General features: G+C 61.2%; 15 protein-coding genes and 1 pseudogene (1 of these 16 running past the window's edge). 7 read left to right on the plus strand and 9 right to left on the minus strand.

Annotated elements, in window-relative coordinates; genetic code table 11:
• From B3H65_RS01225 to B3H65_RS01235, 3 genes and pseudogenes are all read left to right on the plus strand, one after another.
• Nucleotides 1-1,103 (plus strand): annotated as a pseudogene (locus B3H65_RS01225) (ABC transporter ATP-binding protein) (it extends 781 nt beyond the left edge of the window).
• Nucleotides 1,096-3,009 (plus strand): ABC transporter ATP-binding protein, encoded by a 1,914-nt coding sequence (locus B3H65_RS01230; protein WP_286683812.1) that lies wholly within the window; start codon nt 1,096-1,098, stop codon nt 3,007-3,009. The pseudogene B3H65_RS01225 and the gene B3H65_RS01230 overlap by 8 nt, the downstream one beginning before the upstream one ends.
• A 243-nt stretch (nt 3,010-3,252) precedes the next feature.
• A complete protein-coding gene (locus B3H65_RS01235) occupies nt 3,253-3,630 on the plus strand; it encodes a DUF4143 domain-containing protein (RefSeq protein ID WP_286683959.1) in 378 nt (125 codons plus the stop codon).
• Nucleotides 3,631-3,842: 212 nt separating this feature from the next.
• Here the strand turns inward: B3H65_RS01235 and B3H65_RS01240 are convergent, their stop codons facing one another.
• Entirely contained in the window at nt 3,843-4,715 is an 873-nt protein-coding gene (locus tag B3H65_RS01240; RefSeq protein WP_286683813.1) for an HAD family hydrolase, read from the minus strand.
• A 177-nt stretch (nt 4,716-4,892) separates the two neighbouring features.
• Between B3H65_RS01240 and rlmKL the strand changes: the two genes are divergently transcribed.
• A complete protein-coding gene (rlmKL, locus tag B3H65_RS01245; protein WP_286683814.1) occupies nt 4,893-7,283 on the plus strand; it encodes a bifunctional 23S rRNA (guanine(2069)-N(7))-methyltransferase RlmK/23S rRNA (guanine(2445)-N(2))-methyltransferase RlmL in 2,391 nt (796 codons plus the stop codon).
• Between the two features lie 283 nt (nt 7,284-7,566).
• Complete coding sequence (locus tag B3H65_RS01250) at nt 7,567-9,702, plus strand: KUP/HAK/KT family potassium transporter (RefSeq protein ID WP_286683815.1); 2,136 nt, start codon at nt 7,567-7,569, stop codon at nt 9,700-9,702.
• Nucleotides 9,703-10,472: 770 nt separating this feature from the next.
• On the opposite strand, the gene B3H65_RS01255 is transcribed toward B3H65_RS01250, so the two are convergent.
• The 6 genes from B3H65_RS01255 to B3H65_RS01280 form a co-directional block, all read right to left on the minus strand.
• Complete coding sequence (locus B3H65_RS01255) at nt 10,473-11,276, minus strand: nitroreductase family protein (protein WP_286683816.1); 804 nt, start codon at nt 11,274-11,276, stop codon at nt 10,473-10,475.
• Nucleotides 11,277-11,433: 157 nt separating this feature from the next.
• Nucleotides 11,434-13,653, minus strand: coding sequence for an LTA synthase family protein (locus tag B3H65_RS01260; protein WP_286683817.1), 2,220 nt, complete (start codon nt 13,651-13,653; stop codon nt 11,434-11,436).
• 322 nt (nt 13,654-13,975) lie between these two features.
• Nucleotides 13,976-14,746: a tyrosine-protein phosphatase gene (locus tag B3H65_RS01265; protein ID WP_286683818.1), complete on the minus strand. Its 771-nt coding sequence runs from the start codon at nt 14,744-14,746 to the stop codon at nt 13,976-13,978.
• A gap of 271 nt (nt 14,747-15,017) precedes the next feature.
• Nucleotides 15,018-15,734: an ABC-2 transporter permease gene (locus tag B3H65_RS01270; RefSeq protein ID WP_286683819.1), complete on the minus strand. Its 717-nt coding sequence runs from the start codon at nt 15,732-15,734 to the stop codon at nt 15,018-15,020.
• 83 nt (nt 15,735-15,817) lie between these two features.
• Complete coding sequence (locus B3H65_RS01275; protein ID WP_286683820.1) at nt 15,818-16,744, minus strand: ABC transporter ATP-binding protein; 927 nt, start codon at nt 16,742-16,744, stop codon at nt 15,818-15,820.
• Nucleotides 16,745-16,828: 84 nt separating this feature from the next.
• Nucleotides 16,829-17,206: a GntR family transcriptional regulator gene (locus B3H65_RS01280; RefSeq protein ID WP_286683821.1), complete on the minus strand. Its 378-nt coding sequence runs from the start codon at nt 17,204-17,206 to the stop codon at nt 16,829-16,831.
• A 430-nt stretch (nt 17,207-17,636) separates the two neighbouring features.
• Between B3H65_RS01280 and B3H65_RS01285 the strand changes: the two genes are divergently transcribed.
• Complete coding sequence (locus B3H65_RS01285) at nt 17,637-18,257, plus strand: helix-turn-helix domain-containing protein (protein WP_286683822.1); 621 nt, start codon at nt 17,637-17,639, stop codon at nt 18,255-18,257.
• A gap of 569 nt (nt 18,258-18,826) precedes the next feature.
• Here the strand turns inward: B3H65_RS01285 and B3H65_RS01290 are convergent.
• Nucleotides 18,827-20,767 carry an ABC transporter ATP-binding protein gene (locus B3H65_RS01290; RefSeq protein WP_286683823.1) on the minus strand — a complete coding sequence of 647 codons (1,941 nt, stop codon included), beginning with the start codon at nt 20,765-20,767 and terminating at the stop codon, nt 18,827-18,829.
• Nucleotide 20,768: 1 nt separating this feature from the next.
• Entirely contained in the window at nt 20,769-22,556 is a 1,788-nt protein-coding gene (locus tag B3H65_RS01295) for an ABC transporter ATP-binding protein (RefSeq protein WP_286683824.1), read from the minus strand.
• Nucleotides 22,557-22,725: 169 nt separating this feature from the next.
• On the opposite strand from B3H65_RS01295, the gene B3H65_RS01300 reads away from it, so the two are divergent.
• Entirely contained in the window at nt 22,726-24,036 is a 1,311-nt protein-coding gene (locus tag B3H65_RS01300) for a helix-turn-helix domain-containing protein (RefSeq protein ID WP_286683825.1), read from the plus strand.
• The last annotated feature ends 28 nt before the right edge of the window (nt 24,037-24,064 follow it).

Raw genomic sequence — 24,064 nt, forward strand, 5'->3', positions numbered from 1 at the left:
TCCAAGCTCATCATCACCAGCCAAGCCACCGCCTTCGACGTGGGCCAGCTCTCCTCTACGTTTACGTACGGCTTCCAGATCCTGATGAGCCTCATGCAGCTCTCCATGATCTTTGTCATGGTCACCATGGCGGAGGAAAGCGCGCACCGCATCAACGAGGTCTTGCATGCAACTCCCACCATCGCTAACCCCGGCCAGCCCGTCACCCAGGTTGCCGACGGCTCCATCGATTTCGACAACGTGAGCTTTAAATACTCCAAGAATGCCGAGCGCCAGGCCCTTGATAGCATCGACCTGCACATCAAGAGCGGCGAGACCATCGGCATCATNNCATCATCGGCGGTACCGGCTCGGCAAAGTCCACGCTGGTCAACCTTATCGCCCGCCTTTATGACGCCACCTCCGGCACCGTCCGCGTAGGCGGCATCGACGTCCGCGACTACGACCTGGACGCCCTGCGCCATCAGGTAGCCATGGTGCTGCAAAAGAACGTGCTGTTCAGCGGCACCATCGCCGACAACCTGCGCTGGGGCGATGCGAATGCCACGGACGAAGAGATTCGCGAGGCGGCACATCTCGCCTGCGCGGACGAATTTGTCGACGGCTTCCCCAAGGGCTACGACACCTGGATCGAGCAGGGAGGTTCCAACGTCTCCGGCGGTCAGAAACAGCGCCTCTGCATCGCCCGCGCCCTGCTACGCCGACCCAAGATCTTGATCTTGGACGACTCCACCAGCGCCGTCGACACCAAGACCGATGCCAAGATCCGCGCCGGGCTGGCCACTTACCTGCCCCAGACCACCAAGATCATCATCGCCCAGCGCATCTCCAGCGTGCAGGACGCCGACCGCATCATCGTCATGGAAGGCGGACGCATCGCGCAGATCGGCACGCATGAAGAGCTGCTCGAGACCTCGAACATCTACCGCGAAACCTACACCTCGCAAAACAAGATGAGCGAAGAGGCGCAAGAGATCGAGGAGGCGGCCGCTGAAGCCGTTGCCGAGATGGCCCAGGACGCGCCCGTCGCAGGCCAGGCTCCAGTAGACAAGGCAACCACGTCGCAAGACATCGACCAGAAGGGAGGCGAGGCAAATGAGTAAGCCCGCTGCAAGCGCCAAATCCAGCATGCCCGGCACCATGGCGCGCCTTATCAAGATGCTGTTCTCGTTCTTCCCCGTGCTGCTGCCCTTGGTCATGGCCGGAGTCATCCTCTGCGGCCTGATCAACTCCATCGGCGCCGTGTTCCTGCAAAGCGCGCTGGAGGTCATCTCCACCTCTTGGCAGACCGGCGACTGGGCTGCCGCACAGCCCAAGATCTTGAAGATCGTCCTCACCCTGGGCGCCATCTACCTTGTGGGCAACCTCTCCTCGCTGTTCTGGAACCGCTACATGGCGGTCATCACCCAAGGCTCGCTTGAGAAGCTGCGCGAGAAGATGTTCAACCGCATGCAGGACCTGCCGATCCGCTACTTCGACACCAACCAGCGCGGCGATATCATGTCGCATTACACCAACGATATCGATACGCTGCGCCAGATGATCTCGCAGTCTCTGCCCAACCTGCTGCAGACCGTCATCGTCCTCACCACCGTGCTGTGCATCATGCTGTACTTCTCCGTATGGATGTGCCTGGTCATCATCACCGGCATCGCCTGCATGGTCGCGCTCACCAAGCTTTTGGGCTCCAACTCGGCGCGCTTCTTCATCGCGCAGCAGCGCGAGCTGGGCGTGGTCGAGGGCCACATCGAAGAGGTCATGAACGGCCAGAAGGTAGTCAAGGCGTTCTGCCACGAGGCCGCGGCCGAGGCGGATTTCGACGAGCGCAATGAGAAGCTCTTCGAGGTCTCGCAGAAGGCCAACATGTACGCCAACATCCTCATGCCCGTCCTCATGAACCTGGGCAATCTTATCTACGTGGTGGTCGCGCTGGCAGGCGGCATCTTCCTTGCGTTGAAGGTGCCCAACCTCTCCTTCTCCGGCATGCCGCTCACCATCGCCGTAGTGGTGCCCTTCCTCAACATGACCAAGCAGTTCTGCGGACAGATTGGCCAGGTCTCCCAGCAGATCAACGCCGTGGTCATGGGACTTGCCGGCGCCAGCCGCATCTTCGAGCTCCTCGACCAGGAGCCTGAGGCGGACGAGGGCTACGTCACCCTGGTGAACGCCCGCGTGAACCCCGACACCTGGGAGCTCGAGGAGACTGATGAGCGCACGGGCATGTGGGCCTGGAAGCATCCGCACAAGGCCGACGGCACCGTCACCTACGAGCCCCTGCGTGGAGACGTACGCATGGTAGACGTCGACTTTGGATACACGCCGGACCACGACGTCCTGCACGGCGTCTCCGTCTACGCCAAGCCCGGTCAGAAGGTCGCCTTCGTCGGAGCCACGGGTGCCGGCAAGACCACCATCACCAACCTCATCAACCGCTTCTACGACATCGCCGACGGCAAGATCCGCTACGACGGCATCAACGTCAATAAGATCAAGAAGGCGGACCTGCGCCGCTCGCTGGGCGTTGTCCTGCAAGATGTCAACTTGTTCACCGGCACCGTAATGGACAACATCCGCTACGGCAAGCTGGATGCCACGGACGAGGAGTGCATCAAGGCGGCCAAACTCGCCGGCGCGGACGACTTCATCTGCCGCCTGCCCGAAGGCTACAACACCATGCTCACCGGCAACGGATCGCAGCTCTCCCAGGGCCAGCGCCAGCTAATCTCCATCGCTCGCGCCGCCGTCGCGGACCCCCCGGCCATGATTCTGGACGAGGCGACCTCGAGCATCGACACCCGCACCGAGGCCATTGTCCAGCACGGCATGGACGCCCTCATGCAGGGCCGCACCACCTTTGTCATCGCGCACCGTCTGTCCACGGTCCGTAACTCCGACGTCATCATCTGCCTTGACCACGGACGCGTGATCGAGCGCGGCAACCACGATGAGCTCATCGCTAAGAAGGGGTACTACTATCAGCTCTACACGGGAGCGTTCGAGCTGGAGTAGGCACCTGGGCGCGAGACCCCGACCGATGTCCCCGCACGCGCGCTTCGCGGAGCTTTTCGGGAACATCGCCGGGGACCTCGATGCCGCAAAGCGCCCCCTCTCGAAGCGCTTTAGTTGATACCTTGATTGAAGAACCCCGCAGGATGGCTTGCACCAGCCGCCTGCGGGGTTCTTTTTGTTGGCCACGGCGAACAGAGCCTCTGGCCTTAAGCGTGATTCCAGAAATAATCTCCGTATTGGGAGATTTTTTCTCGAAACGATGCATCTCCCAGCGACTTCGACGGCAAAAACCACCGCAGCGCGCGCTTTCGCGGGGGCATGGCGGAGAACTACGTCATGCAGCAGCTAGTATCCACCGGCGCAAAGCCATACTACTGGGGCATGCAGAGCGTCCAGGAGGTCGAGTTTGTTCTCAAATTCCCCAACGGCATCGCTCCCATCGAGGTCAAATCTGGCAAACGCGTCTCAAGTCCAATCGCTAAAAAGTTTGCAGACAAATATAACTGCCCGCGCGTCATTCGCGTGACTGAGAAGAACTATGGAATGGACGAGGGAATCAAGAGCGTACCTCTATATGCTGCGCTACTCATTGGCGAGGAGGCCATAGGGCTAACCAGCTGACAAGAGGTAAAACGGATGAGTTGCAACCAATCCCCAGCAGACAGTGGATAGCGCCGAGTCGCGCTTTCTTCATCTTGAAAAAACTAGGCGGAACCGCTTGCGCGACCCCGCCTTACAAAACCCAAAGGTTATTCTGTCTGACTCCATTATGGAAGATCGGGGCCACTTGTCAAACAAGCCCACCACTACGGTCACCCCTCCTCGTCCACGCGCTAGATCAGTCCAAAGTGGCGCAGGGCCGCCGGAACGCCGTCCTCTTGGACCGAGGCCGTTACGTAGCTCGCAGCTTGCTTGACCGAATCCAACGCGTTGCCCATCGCCACGGGATGGTCCACCACGCGCATCATGGGCAGATCGTTCTCGGAGTCGCCAAACGCAAAGGTGCGGTACGCCGCATCTGCAGCGGCATCCGTGCCATCCAGCTTCGCTAACGCCTCGAGCGCATGGTGAATGCCGGATCCCTTATCGGTGCCGATCACGCTCATCTCGCCCACGCCTACGCCCAAATCGCAGATGGTGTAGTGCTTGCCCAGAAAATCCCACGCGCTCCGCAGCGCCGGGACCTCGCTGTTCATGAACGAGATCTTGTCGAACACCTCATCGCCCGCCAACGCATAGAAATCCTCGACGGTGTGCACGGTCGCCACGCCGGGAAAATCATCATAGGGCACGCCCGCGGGCACAAGGCTCACGCACAGGTTCGCGCCTTCATACATCACGCCCGCGCCCGCCTCGAAGATCGCCCTGAGGGTTTGGTCCAACAACTCGCGCGCGATGCCGTTTTGGTAGACGATCTTTCCATCTATAACAATAGTTGCCCCCGCGCCGGTGATAAGGCCCGCGGGCTTAAGGTCGAGCAGATCCTGTGCCACCAGGCTCAACGGGCGCCCCGTACAGATAAACGCCTTGTGCCCGTTGTCCGCCAGCGCGTGAAACGCCTTGTATACCTCGGCCGACGGAGGATTGCTAACGATGTTCTCGCCCGTCGCGGCATCCGGATCATGCCACACCAACGTACCATCCACATCAAAGAACAGCGCCGCCGGCATAGCCAGGTCGGCAGGTTTTGATCCAAACGCGGTCATGTAGCCCCCCTTATAACGCAGTTATCCTCCCATATTGTAGCGGTCAGGTGGGGGCGAGCTGCCCCGCGCGCCACTATGCGATAATGGCACCTTGAACACGTACGCGCCCGCGCCGATGCCATCGAGCAGACCTCGCAGCATCTGCATCATCGCGGCGCCCTTATGAAAGGCAGCACCATGAACGAAGCAACGCAAGCCGCGCTCACCGCGACATACCTGGAGTTCTACGCCAGCTGCCCGGAGGGGTTCGAAAGCGCGCTTGACGCGGAGCTGCGCGCCATGGGCCTGCGCAAGACCCGCCGCCTTAAGGGCCGCGTCACCTTTACCGGTACGGTTGCCGACGCCTACCGCGCCTGCCTGTGGTCGCGCCTGGCCAGCCGCGTCTTTGTGGTCCTTGGCCGCTTTGATTGCTGGGACGCCAACGCCCTGTATGACGGCGCCTACGACATGCCCTGGGAATCTATCCTGGTCCGAGGCGCCAGCATCGCCGTGACCGCCCGTGGCTCCAACAAAGAACTGCGCAACTCGCACTACGCCGCGCTGTGCGTGAAAGACGCTATCTGCGACCGCCTGGCAGACGAGGCCGGCGCCCGCGCCAACGTCGACACCGAGCATCCGGACGCGCGCATCGCCCTCTCCATCCGCGGCGAACGCGCCAGCATCCACCTCGACCTCTCCGGCGAGCCCCTTTTCAAGCGCCTGCCGCGCGAAGCCACCCGATCCGGCGCCAAGGCGCACGTGCTCCGCCCGGACTACGCCGCCCTTATGCTCGCCCAAACCGGCTGGTCGCAGACGGTGTCATCGCTTGATAGGGATCAGGACTCCCCCGCGGCGCCCGCCCTGGTGGACCTCTCCTGCGCCGGCGGCGGGCTGGAGCTCGAAGCCATCAGCCAGCTTATCGACCGCGCACCCGGCTTATTGCGCCAACAATGGGGCTTCACCGGTTGGCAGCGCCATGACGAGGGCGCATGGAACGCGCTTATCGCGGAGGCGGACGGGCGCGCAGAGGCGGGCAGAAACCGTCGAGCCGTTATAATCGCCACGGATGCAGACCCGGCGTCCGTAAGCTACGCCGCCCGCGTGCTGCGCTCCGCCGGCATGGCCAAGCACGCCACCCTGGTCGCCGCCCGGGCGGAAGACGTGCTCGCCGCCCTAAAAAGCGAGGACGCCGACGCCATCTCGCTGCTCGCCGACACCACCGAGGCCCCCTTCACCCAAACAGCGGGCATCCTCTCCCTTATCACCAAGGTCCGTGCCGCATGCGGTTGCTCTCAGCTGGTCGCGCTCACCCGCGACGATTTCCTTTCGCGCAGCCTCAACCTTGAGCCCAGTGCGTCCATTTTGGTGAAGCCCAACAATGAAGAGGCCCACATCACCGTATTCTCGTCCGCAGAATCATTGGACGAGGAGGGGGCGAACGAAAAGCTTGTCCAACCCGTCACGCATACCGTAGATTTGGGCGATGGCAAGCAAGTCGCCGTTTTGGTGCCCGAATCCGACCAATTCGCCGCGCGCCTGAAAAAGGTTGCCAGGCTGCGCCGCAAATGGGCCAAGCGCGCCGGCGTCACCTGCTACCGCGTCTACGACGCAGACCTTCCGGATTACGCCGCGGCAATCGACCTGTACCAGGGCAGCGACGCCACGCCCGGCCGATGGCTGGTAATCGCCGAGTACGCCGCGCCCAAAACGGTAGACCCCTCGCTGGCCCGCGCGCGTCTGCTCGATATCCTCACCATCGCTCCTATCGTCCTAGACGTTGACCCCGACCACGTCTACGCCAAGGCGCGCACGCGCTCGCGCGGCGGCTCGCAATATGCCGACGCCGGCCGCAGCTCCATGTCTCGAAGCGGTCGCGGGCCGCAAGATGCCGTCGACGAGGGCCCGCGTCGCAGGCTGCCCCGCATCCAGGAGGGCGGCCTTACGTTCCTGGTCAACTTTGACGACTACTTGGATACGGGCATTTTCTTGGACCACCGCGTCACGCGCGACCTGGTGCGCGAGCACGCTCGCGGCAAGAAGCGCTTCCTCAACCTATTCGCCTACACCGGCACCGCCACCTGCTATGCAGCGGACGGAGGCGTTGAGGAAACGGTTACCGTCGACCTCTCCAACACGTATCTTGATTGGGCCGACCGCAACATGCGGCTCAACGGCTTTACGGGCCGCAACCATGAATTTGTCCGCGCGGACGTGCGCCGCTGGATCTCGGAGCAGCGGGAGACCCGCAACCGCTGGGACCTCATCTTCTGCGACCCGCCCACGTTCTCCAACTCGTCCAAGATGGGCAACCGCACCTTCGACGTGCAGCGCGACCACACCGAGCTCATCATCGGCCTGTCGCGCCTGCTCACCCGCCAAGGCGAGGCGATCTTCTCGTGCAACCTCCGCACCTTCAAGCCCGATATCGAGGGCCTGGCGCGCGCAGGCGTGGTCTTGACGGATATCACCGCGCAGACGATCCCAGAGGACTTTGCCCGCAACCCGCGCATCCACAAGTGCTACCTGGTCAAGCGCTACACGGTTGAAGAGGCCATGCAACGCGCGGGCATCGAGGCGGACCCCCGCTAAGCGCTCTGACCACGACCGCCAGACGGAAGGCTTCGCCCGTCGATATAAACCCATCCAACGCCGCTGCCCGCCCTTTTCCATGTGCGGGCAGCGGCGTTTTTCATACCGCATGGCAAGGCGCAATTAACCTGCATAGCATCGGCATCCAATGAATGGCGAACTACTTCCAATAAGGCTATAATCTCGTGCCACCAAGGCGTGCAACCCACGACGCGCGACCTTGGTATCGATTCGCCCCACGTCCAACCGGACGGGGCCCGTTTCATCAAGGAGCATAGAACCGATGACGCAATCGACTGCCTCCGATCAAAAGGAGCAAACGAGCGGCACGCAGGGCACGCGCAAGCCCGATGACCACGGCGCAGCCGCAATTAAAAGAAAATCTAAAAATGAATCAAAACACGGGGATGGGGATGACAAAAGCCACAACATTCCGGTAAGCATCGCCGCCATGTTGGTAACGCTGGGCGTCGTTTACGGCGATATCGGCACCTCGCCCATGTACGTCACCAAGGCGCTGCTCGCCGGCCAGGGTGGCATCATGCAGGTTACCGAGGAGTTCATCCTGGGAGCCTTGTCGCTGGTTATCTGGACGGTCACCCTGCTGACCACGGTAAAGTACGTGTTGATCTCGCTCAAAGCCGGAAACCATGGCGAGGGCGGCATCTTCGCTCTGTACAGCATCGTCCGAAAATATGGAAAATGGCTCATCATCCCTGCGATGCTGGGCGGCTCCGCGCTGTTGGCTGACGGCATTCTCACTCCCGCCGTCACCATCACCACGGCCGTCGAGGGCCTGAGGACCATTCCCGCCATGCGGTCGTTGATCGGCGATGGGCAGACCAACGTGGTCATCATCACCCTTATCATCGTCAGCCTGCTGTTCGCCGTGCAGCGCGCGGGCACCAGCAAGATCGGCCGCGCCTTCGGCCCCGTCATGACCTTCTGGTTCTTGTTCCTGGGCGCTAACGGCTTGGTCTACGTACTGGGCAACCCCGCTATCCTGCTGGCTTTCAACCCGCTGCGCGGTATCGCGTTTTTGCTCTCGCCCAACAACCACGCCGGCGTCATGATCTTGGGCAGCTGCTTCCTCGCCACCACCGGCGCGGAAGCCCTGTATTCCGACATGGGCCACGTTGGCCGCGGCAACATCTACGCCACCTGGCCGTTCGTCAAGATCTGCCTGCTTTTGTCCTATCTGGGCCAGGGCGCTTGGCTGCTCGCCAACGCCGGCAACCCCGAGCTTGCCGCCATTCAGGACCTCAACCCGTTCTTTGAGATGCTGGGAGAGGGCATGCGACCGTTCGCCGTCGGACTGTCCACTTGCGCGGCCATCATCGCCTCTCAGGCGCTTGTTACCGGAGCCTTCTCGCTGGTCTCCGAGGCGAGCCGCCTGGACCTCATGCCCCATATGCAGATCTTCTATCCCGCCGAGACCAAGGGCCAGCTCTATATCCCCATGGTGAACAACGTCATGTGGGTTGGCTGCATCGCCGTCGTCCTGCTGTTCCAGTCCTCCGCGCACATGGAGGCGGCGTACGGCCTGGCGATCACCATCACCATGATCTGCACATCGATCCTGTTGTTCTTCTTCCTGCATAACATTCGCAAGCGCAAGATCGCAGCCTGGATCTTCGTCATCTTCTTCGTCGCTCTGGAAGGCTTCTTCTTTGGTGCATCGCTCACCAAGTTCTTCCACGGCGGCTACTTCACCATCCTCATGGCTGCCCTCATCATGGGCATCATGGTCAGCTGGTACAACGGCACCTCCGTCGAGCGCCGTCAGGCAACCTTGCTGCCCATCCGCTCCTATCTGGGCCAACTTGACAGTCTTCGCAACGACGAGACCTATGAGCTCATGAGCGACAACCTGGTGTACCTCACCAACGAGACCAACACCAACTACCTTGACCGCGACATCCTCTACTCCATCTTGGACAAGCACCCCAAGCGTGCCCGCGCCTATTGGTTCCTAAACGTAGAGGTAATGGACGAGCCGCACACGTTCTCCTACTCGGTCGAGACCTTTGGTACCGACTACGTCTTCCGCGTCCATCTCTACCTTGGTTACAAGGTTAACCAGCGCGTGAACGCCTACCTGCGCCAGGTGGTCTCCGACCTGTCCGCCTCCGGCGAGCTGCCGCCGCAGACGCATGAGTACTCCGTGTACAAGAAGCCCGGCCCCATCGGCTCGTTCCGCTTCTGCATGCTCCGCAAGATGCTGGCGCCCGAGAGCGACGTGGACAGCCGCGAGCGTTCCGCCATCGCCCTCAAGTACACCATCCGCCGCTTTGCCGGCTCTCCGGCTCGCTGGTTTGGCCTTGAGAGCTCCAGCGTGTTCTACGAGTACGTGCCCTTGTTCACCAAGTTCAAGGAAGTCGACCGCATGATGCGCATCGACCCCAACACGCGTCCGTAGCGCTTGCTTCTATCGCGCTTCTATCGCGCTTCCAGCAACCCGGCGCAACGCGCGCGTTCGTGAGCCACTCCGGGTTGCATCCTGCGCCAGGGCTGCACCTTGCGTATAGCCTTGCCGCCCACAAGCTGGCGGCGCAAAAAGACCCGTCGATCTGCAAGAGATCGGCGGGTTTTTGCTTACCAAACGTGCCGCACGCACCACGTGCCCACCGCGCACCTGCCGTTCGCAGGCCGCGTGGGCGCCTCTCAAGACCCCGCGCGCGGACGATGTCAAAAAGAGCCTTAGTGCGGAAGGCGAGCTGGGACAAATATCGAGTTAGTGCGGAAGTCAGGTCAAATAATGCCTTAGTGCGGTCCCTAGAGTGTCAAATAGTGCGTTAGTGCGGAACGAGAAGAGGATAGTAAGGGTACCTTGTGAATAAAGTATTCTCTTAACGCATGGTAGAAGACTTAAGTGATTACGCTCGATGCATAAAGATACGCAACCAAAGCGCCTCCAAACCGCACTAACGCACTATTTGTCCTAACCTCCGCACTAAGGTGTTTTTTGACACGCGCGAGCCTGTCGTCCTTTTCGCAGCGGCTCTATATTTGCCCCGCGGGCGCGTAACTACGTGACCGCCAAGCCCATCTACGAGAAATCACCGTGAAGAACCCTTCGAAGGGCCTTCACGGCAATTGAGCGAGGCGCAATCTGCAAAGAAAGAAGAGCCGCCCCCTACAGAGCAACTTAAGCAAACGCCAGTATCAAGCATGAATGAGGAGCGAGGGCTACGCCTTCTCCTCAGCGCTCCAATTGGCAAACCACTGTTCCATAGAGCGATTCATCTCAGCCATAAAATCGCTTGTATGTTTACGAGTGTAGATATCGACCACGCGCGCGCCCGCCTCAGTTGCGTGCGGACGGAACATGGCATCCATTTCCGCTATCTGGGCATCCATAATCGCGGCGTCCGCACGGCGATAGCGCTCGCTCATGACCAGGTTCTCAACCGGATGCGGCGTGGCAGGGCGCTCCTTGTGCGGCACGCCAAAAACCAGCATGCTGAGGGGCATGGTGTGCGCGGGCAACCCCAGCAACTCGCCAACCTCTTCAGCGTTCTCCACAATGTCGCCGATATAGCAGCTGCCCAGACCCACGGCCTCCGCGGCTATCACAGCGGTCTGCGCCGCGATAACGGCATCCTGTGCAGCGATCGCAAAGTCGCCAAGACCGCACGTGCGACGGGCAGGGCGGCCCGTCTTCTGTACAAACTCGTCCGCGAAGCATCCCGCGTGCTCAAAAAGATCGATCCACTTGCAATAATCGACCACAAAAACAAGGGACCATTTGGCCTTGGCAATGAAGGGCTGATTATCGCAGAGCACAGATAGGCGATCGAGGGTCTCCTGCCTCTGGATATCGATAATCGAATACATCATCATGGCGCCGGCAGATGGGGCTCGCGTGGCGGCATGGAGCACCGCAGCGCGCTGTTCATCGATGATGGCCACGTCGGCGAATTTGCGTGTGGACGAGCGCCGATCGATAAGGTCGAGAACGGATTCGGGCGCGGCGGCAGCGATTTCAGCCATAGAAAAACCCTCCTACGGGATGTCTCGGGTACACCGAGCATCTTACCGCAGGAGGGCTGATGCTTTACGTGTCTTGCCGCCAAGCGGACACGCGGATACCGGACCCATTGCCCCGGCTCGCGAGTAGGACAAGCCTGACCGGCGCGCGGTGACGGAACTACTTGATCTGCGTTGTGCCGGGCGCCAGGTTGGGGTCGGTCTCGTTCGCGGCGGATTGATACATCTTGGTGTAAATGTCCTTGCCATCGCGGAACAGCTCGTAGTACTGCATCTTAGCGTAATCGCTGCGAGCCTGGACGGCATCCGCCGCCGCGCTCCCCGCGGGATATCCGTCGTACGTCGCGGCGCTAGAGAGGTACCATTGCAGGCTCTTGTCCTCATAGCCGGTGGCGTTGATGGCGGGCAGGGCCTCACGCAGGGTAATATGCGCCTTCTGGTAGCTGGTCAGCGGCGCACCGATGAGATCCATCAAGACGCTGCTGAGGTAGTTGACGGAGAGATCGTCTTGAACGCTTTCCTGGTCGCGGCCGGCGACGTCGTAGTTGGCCCAGATGAAGTAGTCGGTCTGCCACAGGCGCTCATTATGGACCGCATCGCTCTCGCCTGTAAACCAGGCGTCGTTGAACTCGTCCGGGAAGAACGGCTGATGATCGCCAAAGAAGACCAGGATCACCTTGCGGTCGAGCTTGCGCAGCTGGTTCACAAAGTCTTCCAGCGCACGGTCGGACTCCTCGATTAGGGCCAGGTACTCATTGACCTCCGGATCACTCACGCCATCGATAACGTAGTTGACTTGCTTATCGACGGGAATCAAGCCGGTGTCGTAACCGGAATGGTTCTGCATGGTCACGTCGAAGATGAACTGCGGATTGGAATTCTCGTCCAGCATCTGCAGGATCTTGTCATAGGTCGCTGCGTCCGTCACCATGCCGCGAAGCTTCTCGGCGTCCTGGAAGTCCTGGATGGTAAGGAAGTTGTCAAAGCCAAACGCGCTGTAGACGTTCTCGCGGTTCCAGTTAGTGCCATGGTTGGGATGGATGGCCGTGGTGTCGTAACCAAGGTCCTTGAACTGCTGGGACAGGGTCTCGGTGCGGGTGAGGTCGTAGATGGTGTACGGATAGGTGCCCGTGCCCAAGAACGCCATGGAGTTTCCGGTGAGGTATTCGAATTCGGTGTTGCAGGTGCCGCCGCCAAACGCGGAAACGTAGAGCACGCCGCGCTGCAGAGTGTCGGACAGATTCTTGAAGAACTGCGGGCCCTGATAGTTCGCATGCAGGTTCTGGTAGATGGAGAGATCCGAGAAGGTCTCGTTCATGATGGTGATGACCGTGGGCTTTTCCTCATCAAACTGCGCGGCGGCCTGCGTGCGCTCAACGCTTGCAGCCTGGTTGGCATCATACTGGTCCGCGTAGTCAGAAATGAGCTCCTTAGCCTGGTCCATGTCATAATCCTCGGGCACGGGAGGCTTGATGGTCTGGGCGCCAGAGATAAAGCTGGGCAAGAAACCCTGACGGTAGTAGCTCTCAAGCGGGCGCCAGGTATAAACCTGAATGCTAAGCGTGTTGTAATAATCGACCAGCGTCACGTGGGCACCCACGCCCGCCAAGCATGCGATGCCCACCATAAGGTTGATGAGCAGCGCGCGGCGATTGCCGCGATCGCGCTGGGGACGAAGCATAGCGGCCATGCGACACAGCTGCACGGAGACGGACATAAACGCCATGCCATACAGACAGAAGGGCGACAGGATGTAGGAGTAGCCAGTGCCGGCAACGGCCATCGCGGTAGACAGGGCGGAAATGTCACCCGGAGCGATGGGCATGGACTTGAAAGTGATGATGAAATACTCGACGATGCCCAAAATGCTCATGAGCACGGCGACGACCGCGGGCGGGGTATGACGGCGCTGGGAGATGAAGAACACGCCAGCCATGATAGCGGTGATAATCGCCCACTCGAGCAGCAGGCAGAGCGGATACATCCACAGCAAGTTGTGGTTGCTGGGAATCTCCAGGCCCAGTGTGGCGCCCACGCCCGCCAAAAACAACAGGATCACGCACGCGATGAGCGGATGGGCGAAGCGGCCGGCAGGACCCGCGATCTTAAGCAGGCGCTCGCGCACCAGATCGCGCTCAAGATTAAGCCAGGCGCAACCCGTAAGAACCGCGTTGAGGACAAGCGGCGACAACACGTCGTTGGCGACGCCGCCCATTGCCGCGTAGAGCCCTACAGCAAGCTGCAGCACGGCGAAAAACACAACCGAAAGCACGGTCGATCGCCGTGCGGAGCGCGCGTCCTGGTCCAAGGTGCGTACCTTGCGGATGGTCAAGGCGACCGTTGCCGCAAAGGCAACAAGGGAGATGATGGCTACGAGCATACGGATCCTTCTTTACTTGGGATGCCGCGAGCGGCTGCTTGCGGGCGATCTCTGTTAAGAACCTGTTAGGTTTGCCCTATAGGTTTGCAGCCCACCATACTAGCGCCCGATTATCGAGTTTTTGTCAATGTGTGGAGACGGACCGCATGTAGCGAGCCTAATCCAACGAATGTACACAAGGGGAAACATTTGTGTGACACCCAAGCGTCGCACCACGGGAGCCCGCGGCGCCTAACGTTATGCTTGCACACCACTTACGCGGGCATGATGTCCCGGCGCGCACGGCGTCTGTAGCAGCGCCGCAGCCCGCTCCCAACCCGGTCTAAAGCCCTTCGCCACGCAGCTTTGCGGTAAGGCGGTCGAGAAGGGCGGGATCGCACCCCGCATAATCCTTCAGATACTCGCGCGCGGTGCCATAACGAGCATGCAGATGCTCAAGCGTGCGCTCCATCTCTACGGGGGCAGACTCGAACAGGCAGCGAGGCGCCTTTTTGAGCAGCAGAATCGAGACGCCGGCACGCTGGGCTCGCAGGCCGCGACCCATGTAGTCCTGCGTCACACGATAGTCCGCAACTATAAATTCATCGTCCACGCCCGCCAGGCCAAGCAAAAGCATGGCGATCACACCGGTGCGGTCTTTGCCTGCACGGCAATGGAACAGCGAGCAGCCGGGGCCGTCGAGCGCTTCCATAACGGAGCGGATGCTGGAGGCGTCGTTATCCAAAAGCGACTGGTAGACGTCGAACATGCAGGCGGGCAGCGCGCCGCGAAAGCCGCTTGAGTTGAGCTGATCGAGCATGGGGATATGCGTGTAGGAGACGCCTTCTTCCGGACGCTTGGCGTACGGATCTGGCCAATGCTTGAGTTCGAAGTTGCTGCGCAGGTCTATGACGCGGCGCAGGCCGTAGCACCGCAGCGCCTCGCGGTCGCCCAAAGTGAGCCTGCCCAGCGTGCCCGAGCGCAAGAAGGCGCCAAACGCCGTGGTTCCGCACTCGCCCGCTTGGCGCGTATATGGATATCCTCCAAGATCGCGCACGTTATGGGCCCCCTTGAGGGGCAACGGAATCGATGCAAAGGGTTTGTCGCCTGCCATAAAGCCTCACCGAACAGGGCGCGGCACGAGTAACGCCGCGCGTGAAAACAAAAGCGCCCCGGCGCCATGCCGGAACGCTCTTACTATAGTCGAATTGATTTTGCGTGTGCCTCCCCCGCTACGCGGGCTTACCGTCCCTTTACGCGAACGGTCATCTGGACGAGGACGGGGCGGCTGCGGATCCATCAAAGGCCCGGCGGGAACAGACCGAGCGAGCGCGGGGCGCAGCAACTCAAAGGCACCGCGAAAGCCGTAATCGAGCGGCTGGGGCCTACAGGTCGCGACGAGCGTAGATACGCATAGAGACCGCAGCGCTGACGAAAAGGATGAGCACGGCGACCGCAGCCATCACCACGGCGCACGTGGCAACGCCAGCCGGGGTCTCGACCCACGCGAGGAACTGGGAGAGCATGGGCACCACATCGATGCGGTCCGACATCTGAGCAAAAATGAAGATGACCAAAGCGTAGAGAAGCATCACCGCCATCGGCAGGAACTGCGTCGCCTTGGTATTGCCGAATTTAAAGTAGAAGGGAATGGCAAGCGAGGCCGCGGTCATGCCCATCAACAAGCAGAAGAACACTCCAAATATGCTTGCAAGGACATCATCGGGAGACATGACGAACATGCCGCCGATTTCAGACGGTAAGATGCCAAGGGCACCCACCGTTGCCGCCAGCAGCTGTACCAGCGCGCCCATCGCGATGCCGAGGACACCCATAACCACCACGGCGGCGTAGCGGCCAAGCACCACGTCGCGGCGGGACAAAGGTAGCGTAAGGCGATAGGCACCCCAGTTGCTCGCGTCATCGTACGCGCTGGCAGCCATCGATCCCATCATGCAGAACATGCATACAAAGATACCGGCGAGCGCGACCGTGGTGCCCATGCCCGCCGCAACGAAAACGCCCGTAATCGCCGCAATAGGCAAAAGCTGCTTGATGTAACCGGTGAGCACCGTCAGCTCGACCAAAAAAGCCTTTTTCATAGTGAGTCCCTTCAAAAGGAAGCGAGAGCGGACAAGGACATCGTCCAAAGAAGCGCAGATAAGAAGCCGCAAGCACAACGTGGCTAGTAGTAGCGCTCGCCCTTGATCATGAGCACCATGTACTCGTCGATGCCCATGCGGTCGCACGGGATGGACGGAAAGCTTTCCGCAAACGCGAAGCGATCGGGCACCAACAGGTCGATGCCGTAATCCTGCCGCATGATGCGCATGGCCCCAGGGGCGATGACACCGGAACGAGCGATCTGCTCAAGTTCCGCGGCGCGGCAGCGGGCGACGCCCATGAGGTCGCAGACCTCGTCCTTAGCGATGTTGAAGACGGGACGCCCGGCGTCGATGCAAAGCACCGTGTCCGCAATCTTATCCAGGTCGCTGGTGATATGGCTGGACATGAGGATGCCGTTCACGGGGTTGCCCTGGGCATCCTCGACCGCCACGAAATCGCGCAGTGCATCGAGCACCTCATCGCGTGCCATGGGATCAAGGCCCGCCGTCGCCTCGTCCAAAATGAGCAGGCGAGGGTTGTGCGACAGCGCGCAGGCAAGAGAGAGCTTCATGCCCATGCCGCGGGATAGGTCCTTGACGGCTTTTTTGGGGTCGAGGTCCGCGGCGCGAAGGCGCTGCTGAAAGCCGGCGGCATCCCAGGTTGAATACGCGCGGGCCATAAGCTTGCCCACCTCTTCGATTTTAAGGTGACCCGGCAGGGAGATGGTGTCGAACACCACACCCACCTGCTCTTTCGCCCTGGCAGATGCCGTGTTCGCAAGATCGCGGGGCGAGTAGCCCAGGACGCTTGCCTGGCCGGCGTCCAGCGAGATGAGGCCCAACAGGGCTTTGATGGTGGTCGACTTGCCGGAGCCGTTCTTGCCGACAAAGCCCACCACCTGGCCGGGCTCGACCGTGACGTTGACGCCCGCGAGCGAGAAGCCGGGATAGTGCTTGGTAAGGCCGCTTGCCTGGATAAGGGGCGCGGCAGCAGTTACTTGGTTCATGGTCTCCATCCTTGGTATGGCTGGATTACGTGTTGGTTTGGCTTGGACAAGGTGGACGAGGTGGGCTTGCGCTCACAGCGAGGGCTACTCGTCCTGATCGAGCAGGAGGTCGAGCATCTCGCGCAGCTCCACCGGCTCAAGGCCCAGGTCGCGCCCGGCTTCGACCGCGCGGGAGAGATACCCCTCGATCTCGCGCAGATGCTCCTCGCGGATGAGCTCTTTGTTGCCACCGGCGACAAAGCTGCCTTTGCCCTGAACGGTCTCGATGAAGCCCTGGCTTTCCAGGTCCGCATAGGCACGCTTGGTGGTGATGGCGCTCACCCGTAGGCTGTTTGCCAGCGCGCGGATAGACGGAAGCTGCTCGCCCTCCGCCAGCTGGCCCGCGATGACCTGCGCCTTGATCTGGCTGGTGATCTGCTCGTAGATGGGCTTGCTGCTGGAGTTTGAAATGATGAGTTCCACGTTGTTGGTCCCTTTCCCTACATACCGCCGCCGCGGGGCGTCCCCCAGTCGGTGGCGGCCCGCCGCCCGACGTCTCGAGCGACTCGCGGTTGGCGCCCGTCGGCACCGCCCGCTACTGAGCATAGTGTATATACTCGTTAAGTACAGTATATACACACGCATACACAGTGCAAGAGATTTTTTGGGATTTTGCCGCGCCGGCTCATAGGGTAAAGGGCGTGCTGCCAGGGTCCGGACCCACCGACCCTCGCGCGCGAGAAAAGATGCGGCGCTGCAGAAAGTCTGCAGCTCAGAGGCATGTATAAAGCATTTTGACGAGGTTTTTCATCCTTGTGAGAAGGCGCTATAAACACCTTTGATGGTACGATTCCCCCGTCAATGCCATGGTGACTCTCGACAGGGGTCACCCCGACCCCCAAGGAGCAGGAGCATGGAGCTGGGCTCGCACATCAAGGAGCACCGCAAGGAGCTGGGCCTCTCCCAAGACGATCTGGCGGAGCGCATCTACGTGTCGCGCCAGACCATCAGCAACTGGGAGTGCGGGCGCACGTATCCGGACGTCCAGAGCCTGCTTCTGCTCTCGAACGTGTTTGGGGTGACCGTAGACTCCCTCATCAAAGGAGACGTGGAAACCATGGCACAGGTAATGGATGCAGCGGTCAAGAAGTACAACAACCTCTCGACGGTGGCGGTAGTGAGCGCAGCGGCCTTTTTGCTGCTGGGAATCTGGGGCGCTTTCCAATACGAATGGGGATGGGGCGAGCACACGATCCCCACGGTGGTGTTCGCGCTTGCGTCCCTGTTTGTGATGTTGATTGCGTTCGCCAACCTAGAGCGCTTGAAGAAGCAGCATGACCTGGCCACCTATCGCGAGGTTTTGGCATTCAGCCGCGGTGAACACGTGGACCGCGACACGCCTGCCGGACAGCACGCGCGCGAGATGAAGCCGTGGAAGAAGGGCGTGATCAACGGCCTGAAGATCACCCTCGGCGCCGCTGTGGGCGGTGCTATCGGCATCGGCATCGGCATGCTCATCAAGATGCTGGCCTAAGTTGCCATGCATGCACAGCGCAAAGACAGTGCGCGGGGTTTGGGATTCCGCTGATCCGCGCCCTTGCTAAAAACAGCCTTCAGTTAGAGTTGCCCTCCGGCCGAGCACGCTAAAAACGATCTTCAGTTGGAACTGCTGCTAAAAACGAGGTCCAGTTGGACTTGGACTCTGCTGAAATCGAGCTCCGTTTCACCCGTAGCTCTAAAAACGAGGTCCAGTTGGACTTGCGGCATCGAAGTATCTGAAGACGCACCGCTCCTACCTGCGACTTCTTCAAAGACAGCCTCGCAAGAGACCACGCCAAGTCCAACTGAAGGGCGATTTCAGCAGCACCAACTCCAACTGAAGGCCAAAACCAGCAAGCGAACGCGAACGGAGGCCGTTTTCAGCAAGGCAGCAGCGGCACCCCAGCCGTGCCTGCCCACAGCGCTGGCGACCGCGCATTGAAGCCGCGTGTTGAGGCCGCTATCAACAGGGCCGCAGCTGCTTTCCAAGGGATGCCCCGAGGCGCGAGGCGCCGGTGCGCATCCCGTGAAACGGCTGCGGCCCTCCATTAAACCCCGCAGTCCTTACTCGTCCACCCACTGGCTGTTATAGAGCTCCGCGTAGAACCCGCCCTGGGAAAGCAGCTGCTCGTGGGTACCGCGCTCGACGATTCGACCATCGCGCATGACCAAGATGCAGTCAGCCTCGCGGATGGTGGAGAGGCGATGCGCCACCACAAAGCTGGTGCGACCGTGCATAAGCTCGTCAAAGGCCGCCTGCACCTGCACCTCCGTACGGGTGTCAATAGAGCTGGTCGCTTCATCAAGCAGCAGGATCTCTGGGTCGCAGAGCATGACGCGGGCGATGCACAGCAGCTGCCGCTGGCCTTGCGACAACGTGCCTCCGCCCTCGCCTATCACCGTGTCGAACCCCCGGGGCAGTGCGCTGATGAAACCGTCCGCATGCGCCCGGACAGCCGCCCGCTCAACCTGCTCGCGCGTTGCGCCCGGGCGGCCGTAGGCGATGTTGTCGTGCACGGTGCCTTCGAACAGCCAGGTATCTTGCAAGACCATGCCAAAGCGCGAACGCAGGTCCGCACGAGCGTAGGAGGCGATGTCGACGCCGTCGAGCTCTATGCGCCCCCCTTGCACATCGTAGAAGCGAAGCAGTAGGTTGATAAGGGTGGTCTTGCCGCAGCCAGTGGGTCCCACCAGGGCAATGCGCTGGCCGGGGGCGGCGTGGATGCAGATGTCTTGCAGCAGCGGGCGCTCCGGCGTATAGCTGAAATTGACGTGGTCAAAAACCACCTCGCCGCGGGCAGAACTGGCAGGGCCGGCAAGCTGGGCAGGCCTGGCAAACTCGGCAGGCAGGGCGGAACCGACAGACGGAACGGCAGGAGCTGCCAGAGCCTCCCGATCAGCCTTCTCCGGCGATTCCTCGTCCGCATCGAGCAGTGCAAACAGGCGACGGGCGGAAGCATAGGCGGTCTGCAGCTGGGTGATGACGTTGGTGACCTCGTTAAACGGCTTGGTGTACTGGTTGGCGTATGACAAGAAGGTCTGCACGCCGCCCACCGTGAGCGGGGCCGGCCATCCGGTGATGACGCACATGCAGCCAATAACCGCGACCGCCGCGTAGATAAGGTTGTTGATAAAGCGCGTACCGGGGTTGGAAAGCGAGCTTAGAAACTGCGCGCGCTCGCCCGCCGTGTACAGCTCGCCGTTCATGGTGTCAAAGCGCTCCTGTGCGCGGTCGCCGTAGCAAAACGTGCTCACCAAGCGCTGGCTTCCCACGTATTCCTCGATATGGGCGCCCAGCTGACCCTGGATACGCTGCTGTGCCGCAAAGCTCTTGTTGGAGAACTTGGCGATCAGCGTGGCCGCCATTATAGAAAGCGGGGTTACCAACACAACCACCACGGCCATGGGCACGGAGATGGAGAGCATGAACAGCAACGTTCCCACAATGGTCACCACGCCGGTGAACAGCTGGTTGAACCCCTGCAGCAGGCCGTCGCCAATTTGGTCGACGTCGTTGACCACACGCGAGATCAAATCACCGTGCGGATGCGCATCGATGAAACTGATGGGCATGCGACCGATCTTCTCGCTGGCGTCCACGCGCATATCGCGCACGCAGCGGTACGTAAGCAGGTTGACGCAATACCCCTGCACCCATTGCAGGGCAGAGGCAGCAAGCACCACCAGGGCAAGCTGGACCAGCAGCGGTGCCAAGGCGGCAAAGTCAACGCGGCCCATGCCTATGATGAGGTCGATGGCGCGCCCTACCACAATGGGCACGTAAAGCTGCAGTACCACGGAGAGGCCGGCGGATACAAACGACGTTGCGAACGACGCCGCATGTGGGCGCACGTAGGCCATGAGGCGCCGCGTCACCTGCTTGGTGGTAAGGGGCACGGCGGGCGCGAGCACGCCGGCGGCGCGGACGTTGTTTTTGGACGATGACCCACCCGCGATGTTCGACGCGACAGTCGACACCGATCCGGTAGATGTATACGGGTTCATGCTACGCCACCTCCTCGCGCTCAAGCTGGGACTCGCAGATCTCGCGGTAGACGTCGCAGGTGCTAAGCAGCTGGGCATGCGTACCCAGACCCACCGCACAGCCACGGCGCATAACGCAGATAAGGTCCGCGTCGCGCACGGAAGACACGCGCTGCGACACGATCACCGTGGTAAGGGGCACGGGCGCATCTGGACGAGGATCCTTCGCGGAGCTCGCGGCAAGCTCGCGCAAGGCACGGCGCAAGCGGGCGTCCGTTTGCAGGTCGAGCGCGGAGGACGAATCATCAAGCACCAAGATCTTGGGGTCGCCCACAAGAGCGCGGGCGATGGTGAGGCGCTGGCGCTGGCCTCCGGAGAAGTTCTTGCCGCCCGCCTCTACCGGGGCATCCAAGCCGGCCTCGAGCGCACGAACAAAATCGGCCGCCTGGGCAACCTCGAGGGCACGCCAGAGCTCGCGATCATCCGCATTCGCTTTGCGCCAGCACAGGTTTGAGCGCACCGTGCCGGAGACCAGCTGCGCCGTCTGGGGCACCATGCCTATAACGCCGCGTAGCTGGTGCAGCGGCCAGGCGCGCACGTCCGTGCCAAATACCTCCACGCCACCGCGGGCCACGTCATACAGGCGCGGCAGCAACGATACCAACGTGGATTTGCCAGAGCCCGTACCGCCGATGATGCCCAGCGTTCCGCCAACGGGCAGCTGCAGGGTGATATCGTCCAGCGCATCTGCAGAGGCGGAGCCGTAGCGAAAACCCACGTGGTCAAAACGCAGCGCCGACACCGCGGCGGCCTCGAGCGCGCACGCGGGGAGCGCAACCGGGGCGGAAGCGGTATCCGTGATGGACGGCTCGCACGCCAGCACCTGGTTGATACGCGACGCACTGGCGCTTGCCTTGGTAAAGATCACCACCATATTGGCCACGTACACAATAGAGAGCAACGTCTGGGTCATGTAGTTCACAAACGCGATCACCTGGCCCTGGGTAAGGTCGCCCACGTTCACCGCCGCGCCGCCGCTCCACAAAATGGCGCACACCCCCAGGTTCATGACCAAAAAGGTCACGGGATTAAGCACGCTCGACAGCTTGCCCACCGCGATGGCGGTCTGCGCCTGGTCGGCAGCGGCGGCGGCGAAACGCTCGCGCTCGTGCTGCTCGCGGGAGAACGCGCGAATCACGCGGACGCCGGAAAGCCCTTCGCGCTGCACCAGGCCAACGTGGTCGAGCTTTGCCTGCATGCTCTTAAAATACGGCACGCTCTTAGCCATGACCAGCCAGAACACCACGGCGATAAGCGGGGTGGTCACCAAAAAGATCAGCCCCAGGCGGACATCGATCAACAGCGCGGCCGCCATGGAGCCCACCGCCAAGAACGGCCAGCGAATCAACATGCGTATAGTCATGGCAATGGCCAGCTGCACCTGGTTGACGTCGTTGGTGATGCGGGTGATGAGGGACGGCGTGCCAAAGCGATCAAGGTCCGCAAAGGACAAACAGTTGATGTGCGCATAAAGCTCGCGGCGCATGTCCGTACCCATACCCTGCGACGTCAGCGCGGCCACCTTTTGGCAAACCAGCGTGACCGAGATGCCCACCACGGCCATCGCCACCAGCACCAACCCGTGGCGCACCACAGAATCCATGTCGCGCGCGCCCACGCCGTTGTCGATCATGCTTGCCACCACCAGCGGCGTAATAAGGTCAAAGCACGCCTCTACCAGCTTGGCCAGGGGCCCTATGATGAAATACCGGCGGTACGCGCCGGAAAAACGCCTCAACAGGTTCAGCATCAAACGCCTCGCTGCTCATTGGAATTCACGGACCCATCAATGATATGCCAGCGCGCAGGCACCCATCCGGTAAAACACGGTGCCCGTGCCTTGGAAACCAATGAGAAACGCATCGCCCTGACGCGGGTACCATATCCTCAAATGCGCCGTCACGCTCAAAGGGGCCGCCATGTTCAGTCCGTTTCGCACCGCCAGCGGCAAGCCCAAAACGCTCGCCCAAGTTACGTGGGATGACCTTGCCCAGCTTGCAGATTTGGACGAAGGCTTCGCGCTGGAGTTCAAGCGCTCCTACAACGCATCCGTGCAAAAGAAGATCCCCAAGATCATCGCGTCGTTCGCCAACTCGCGCGGTGGCTGGCTGGTAGTGGGCATTGCGGACGATGACAAGTCCATCTGCCCCATCCCCAAGCCCAATGCGGACTTTAGCCAGATCATCGGCGAGCTGTGCCGGCGCCACGTCTCGCCCATACCCCACTTTGACGCACGCTTTATCTGCGACCCCGCCAACGCCTCGCAAGGCGTGCTGGTCATGCAAGTTGCAGAGGGAAACTTCCCTCCCTATATCGCCAACGGCATTGTAGAGGTCCGCGAGGGTTCCACTTCCGGGCCGGCCCAAAGCCCCGCGCTGGTAGAGCTCTACGGCAAGGCTACCAAGCGCCGTGGCGAGATCGCGGGGTTCTGCCAGCGATCCGTCTACTATCCAACGGCAGACCGCTTCTTTGCCGCACAGGGCCACGCGCCCGCCGCGCCCAAGCCTTCCAACCCAACACCCCTTTTCGACCTTTATTTCTACCGCATGAGCAAGCACGCCGCAGAGGCCCCGTCACGCAGCGACATCAACCAGCACGTCGCCACCATGCGCAAGGTCTTTACCGATCGCGGCATGGGCTGCCACGTGCAGCACGCGCATGACTCACGTATTATCCGCGCGTCCGCCCTGGCGGGCGCCTTGGACGTCCACTCCGCTATCGAGCTGTTTGGGGACGAGTCAATCAAGCTCACCGTGCCCGCCGTGCTGTTGGATGGCAGGGAACTTGAACGCGCCAACATGCGCCTGCGCGCCGCAGGGCTTGCCGTGGACGATGAGAACCGGTTGATAGACGCGCGCGACACCCTGCGCCGCGTCACCCGCATGGCCACCGTGCTCGATAAATACGTACGCGAGCGCGGCATCGCCTGGCAGCAGTACGCCGTGGCCTACGAACTTGAGAACATGGCCGGCGTAATGCTGTGGAGCGACTCGCCCCTCTACCTGGATTACGTCGCCAAGCGCGGCGCCCTCTTTTGCGGCACCACGGATTGTCGCAGCCGCATTCGCTACTTGGACGATGGCGAGCACGAATCCTTTCGCGCTCGGCAGTTTGCGGGCAGTCATTTCTTCGAAGCGTGCGGCCTGCCCTTAGGATCGGACGATGACGAGGATAACGCGCTGGTAGACGCCTTGCTTAGCACCAGCCCCCAAGCTACGCTCAAGGGATAGCGACCGCGCCGGAATTGAGCGCAAGACA

It is taken from the genome of Collinsella sp. UBA1693 (assembly GCF_002320115.1).
GTDB lineage: Bacteria > Actinomycetota > Coriobacteriia > Coriobacteriales > Coriobacteriaceae > Collinsella > Collinsella tanakaei.

What these genes read in the sequence shown, in the direction of transcription:
- B3H65_RS01230 (WP_286683812.1), top strand. Translation starts at nt 1,096, where the DNA reads ATGAGTAAGCCCGCTGCAAGCGCCAAATCCAGCATGCCCGGCACCATG.
- B3H65_RS01295 (WP_286683824.1), bottom strand. Translation starts at nt 22,556, where the DNA reads ATGCTGAACCTGTTGAGGCGTTTTTCCGGCGCGTACCGCCGGTATTTC.
- B3H65_RS01250 (WP_286683815.1), top strand. Translation starts at nt 7,567, where the DNA reads ATGACGCAATCGACTGCCTCCGATCAAAAGGAGCAAACGAGCGGCACG.
- B3H65_RS01260 (WP_286683817.1), bottom strand. Translation starts at nt 13,653, where the DNA reads ATGCTCGTAGCCATCATCTCCCTTGTTGCCTTTGCGGCAACGGTCGCC.
- B3H65_RS01290 (WP_286683823.1), bottom strand. Translation starts at nt 20,767, where the DNA reads ATGAACCCGTATACATCTACCGGATCGGTGTCGACTGTCGCGTCGAAC.
- B3H65_RS01270 (WP_286683819.1), bottom strand. Translation starts at nt 15,734, where the DNA reads ATGAAAAAGGCTTTTTTGGTCGAGCTGACGGTGCTCACCGGTTACATC.
- B3H65_RS01285 (WP_286683822.1), top strand. Translation starts at nt 17,637, where the DNA reads ATGGAGCTGGGCTCGCACATCAAGGAGCACCGCAAGGAGCTGGGCCTC.
- B3H65_RS01255 (WP_286683816.1), bottom strand. Translation starts at nt 11,276, where the DNA reads ATGGCTGAAATCGCTGCCGCCGCGCCCGAATCCGTTCTCGACCTTATC.
- B3H65_RS01275 (WP_286683820.1), bottom strand. Translation starts at nt 16,744, where the DNA reads ATGAACCAAGTAACTGCTGCCGCGCCCCTTATCCAGGCAAGCGGCCTT.
- B3H65_RS01265 (WP_286683818.1), bottom strand. Translation starts at nt 14,746, where the DNA reads ATGGCAGGCGACAAACCCTTTGCATCGATTCCGTTGCCCCTCAAGGGG.
- B3H65_RS01240 (WP_286683813.1), bottom strand. Translation starts at nt 4,715, where the DNA reads ATGACCGCGTTTGGATCAAAACCTGCCGACCTGGCTATGCCGGCGGCG.
- rlmKL (WP_286683814.1), top strand. Translation starts at nt 4,893, where the DNA reads ATGAACGAAGCAACGCAAGCCGCGCTCACCGCGACATACCTGGAGTTC.
- B3H65_RS01300 (WP_286683825.1), top strand. Translation starts at nt 22,726, where the DNA reads ATGTTCAGTCCGTTTCGCACCGCCAGCGGCAAGCCCAAAACGCTCGCC.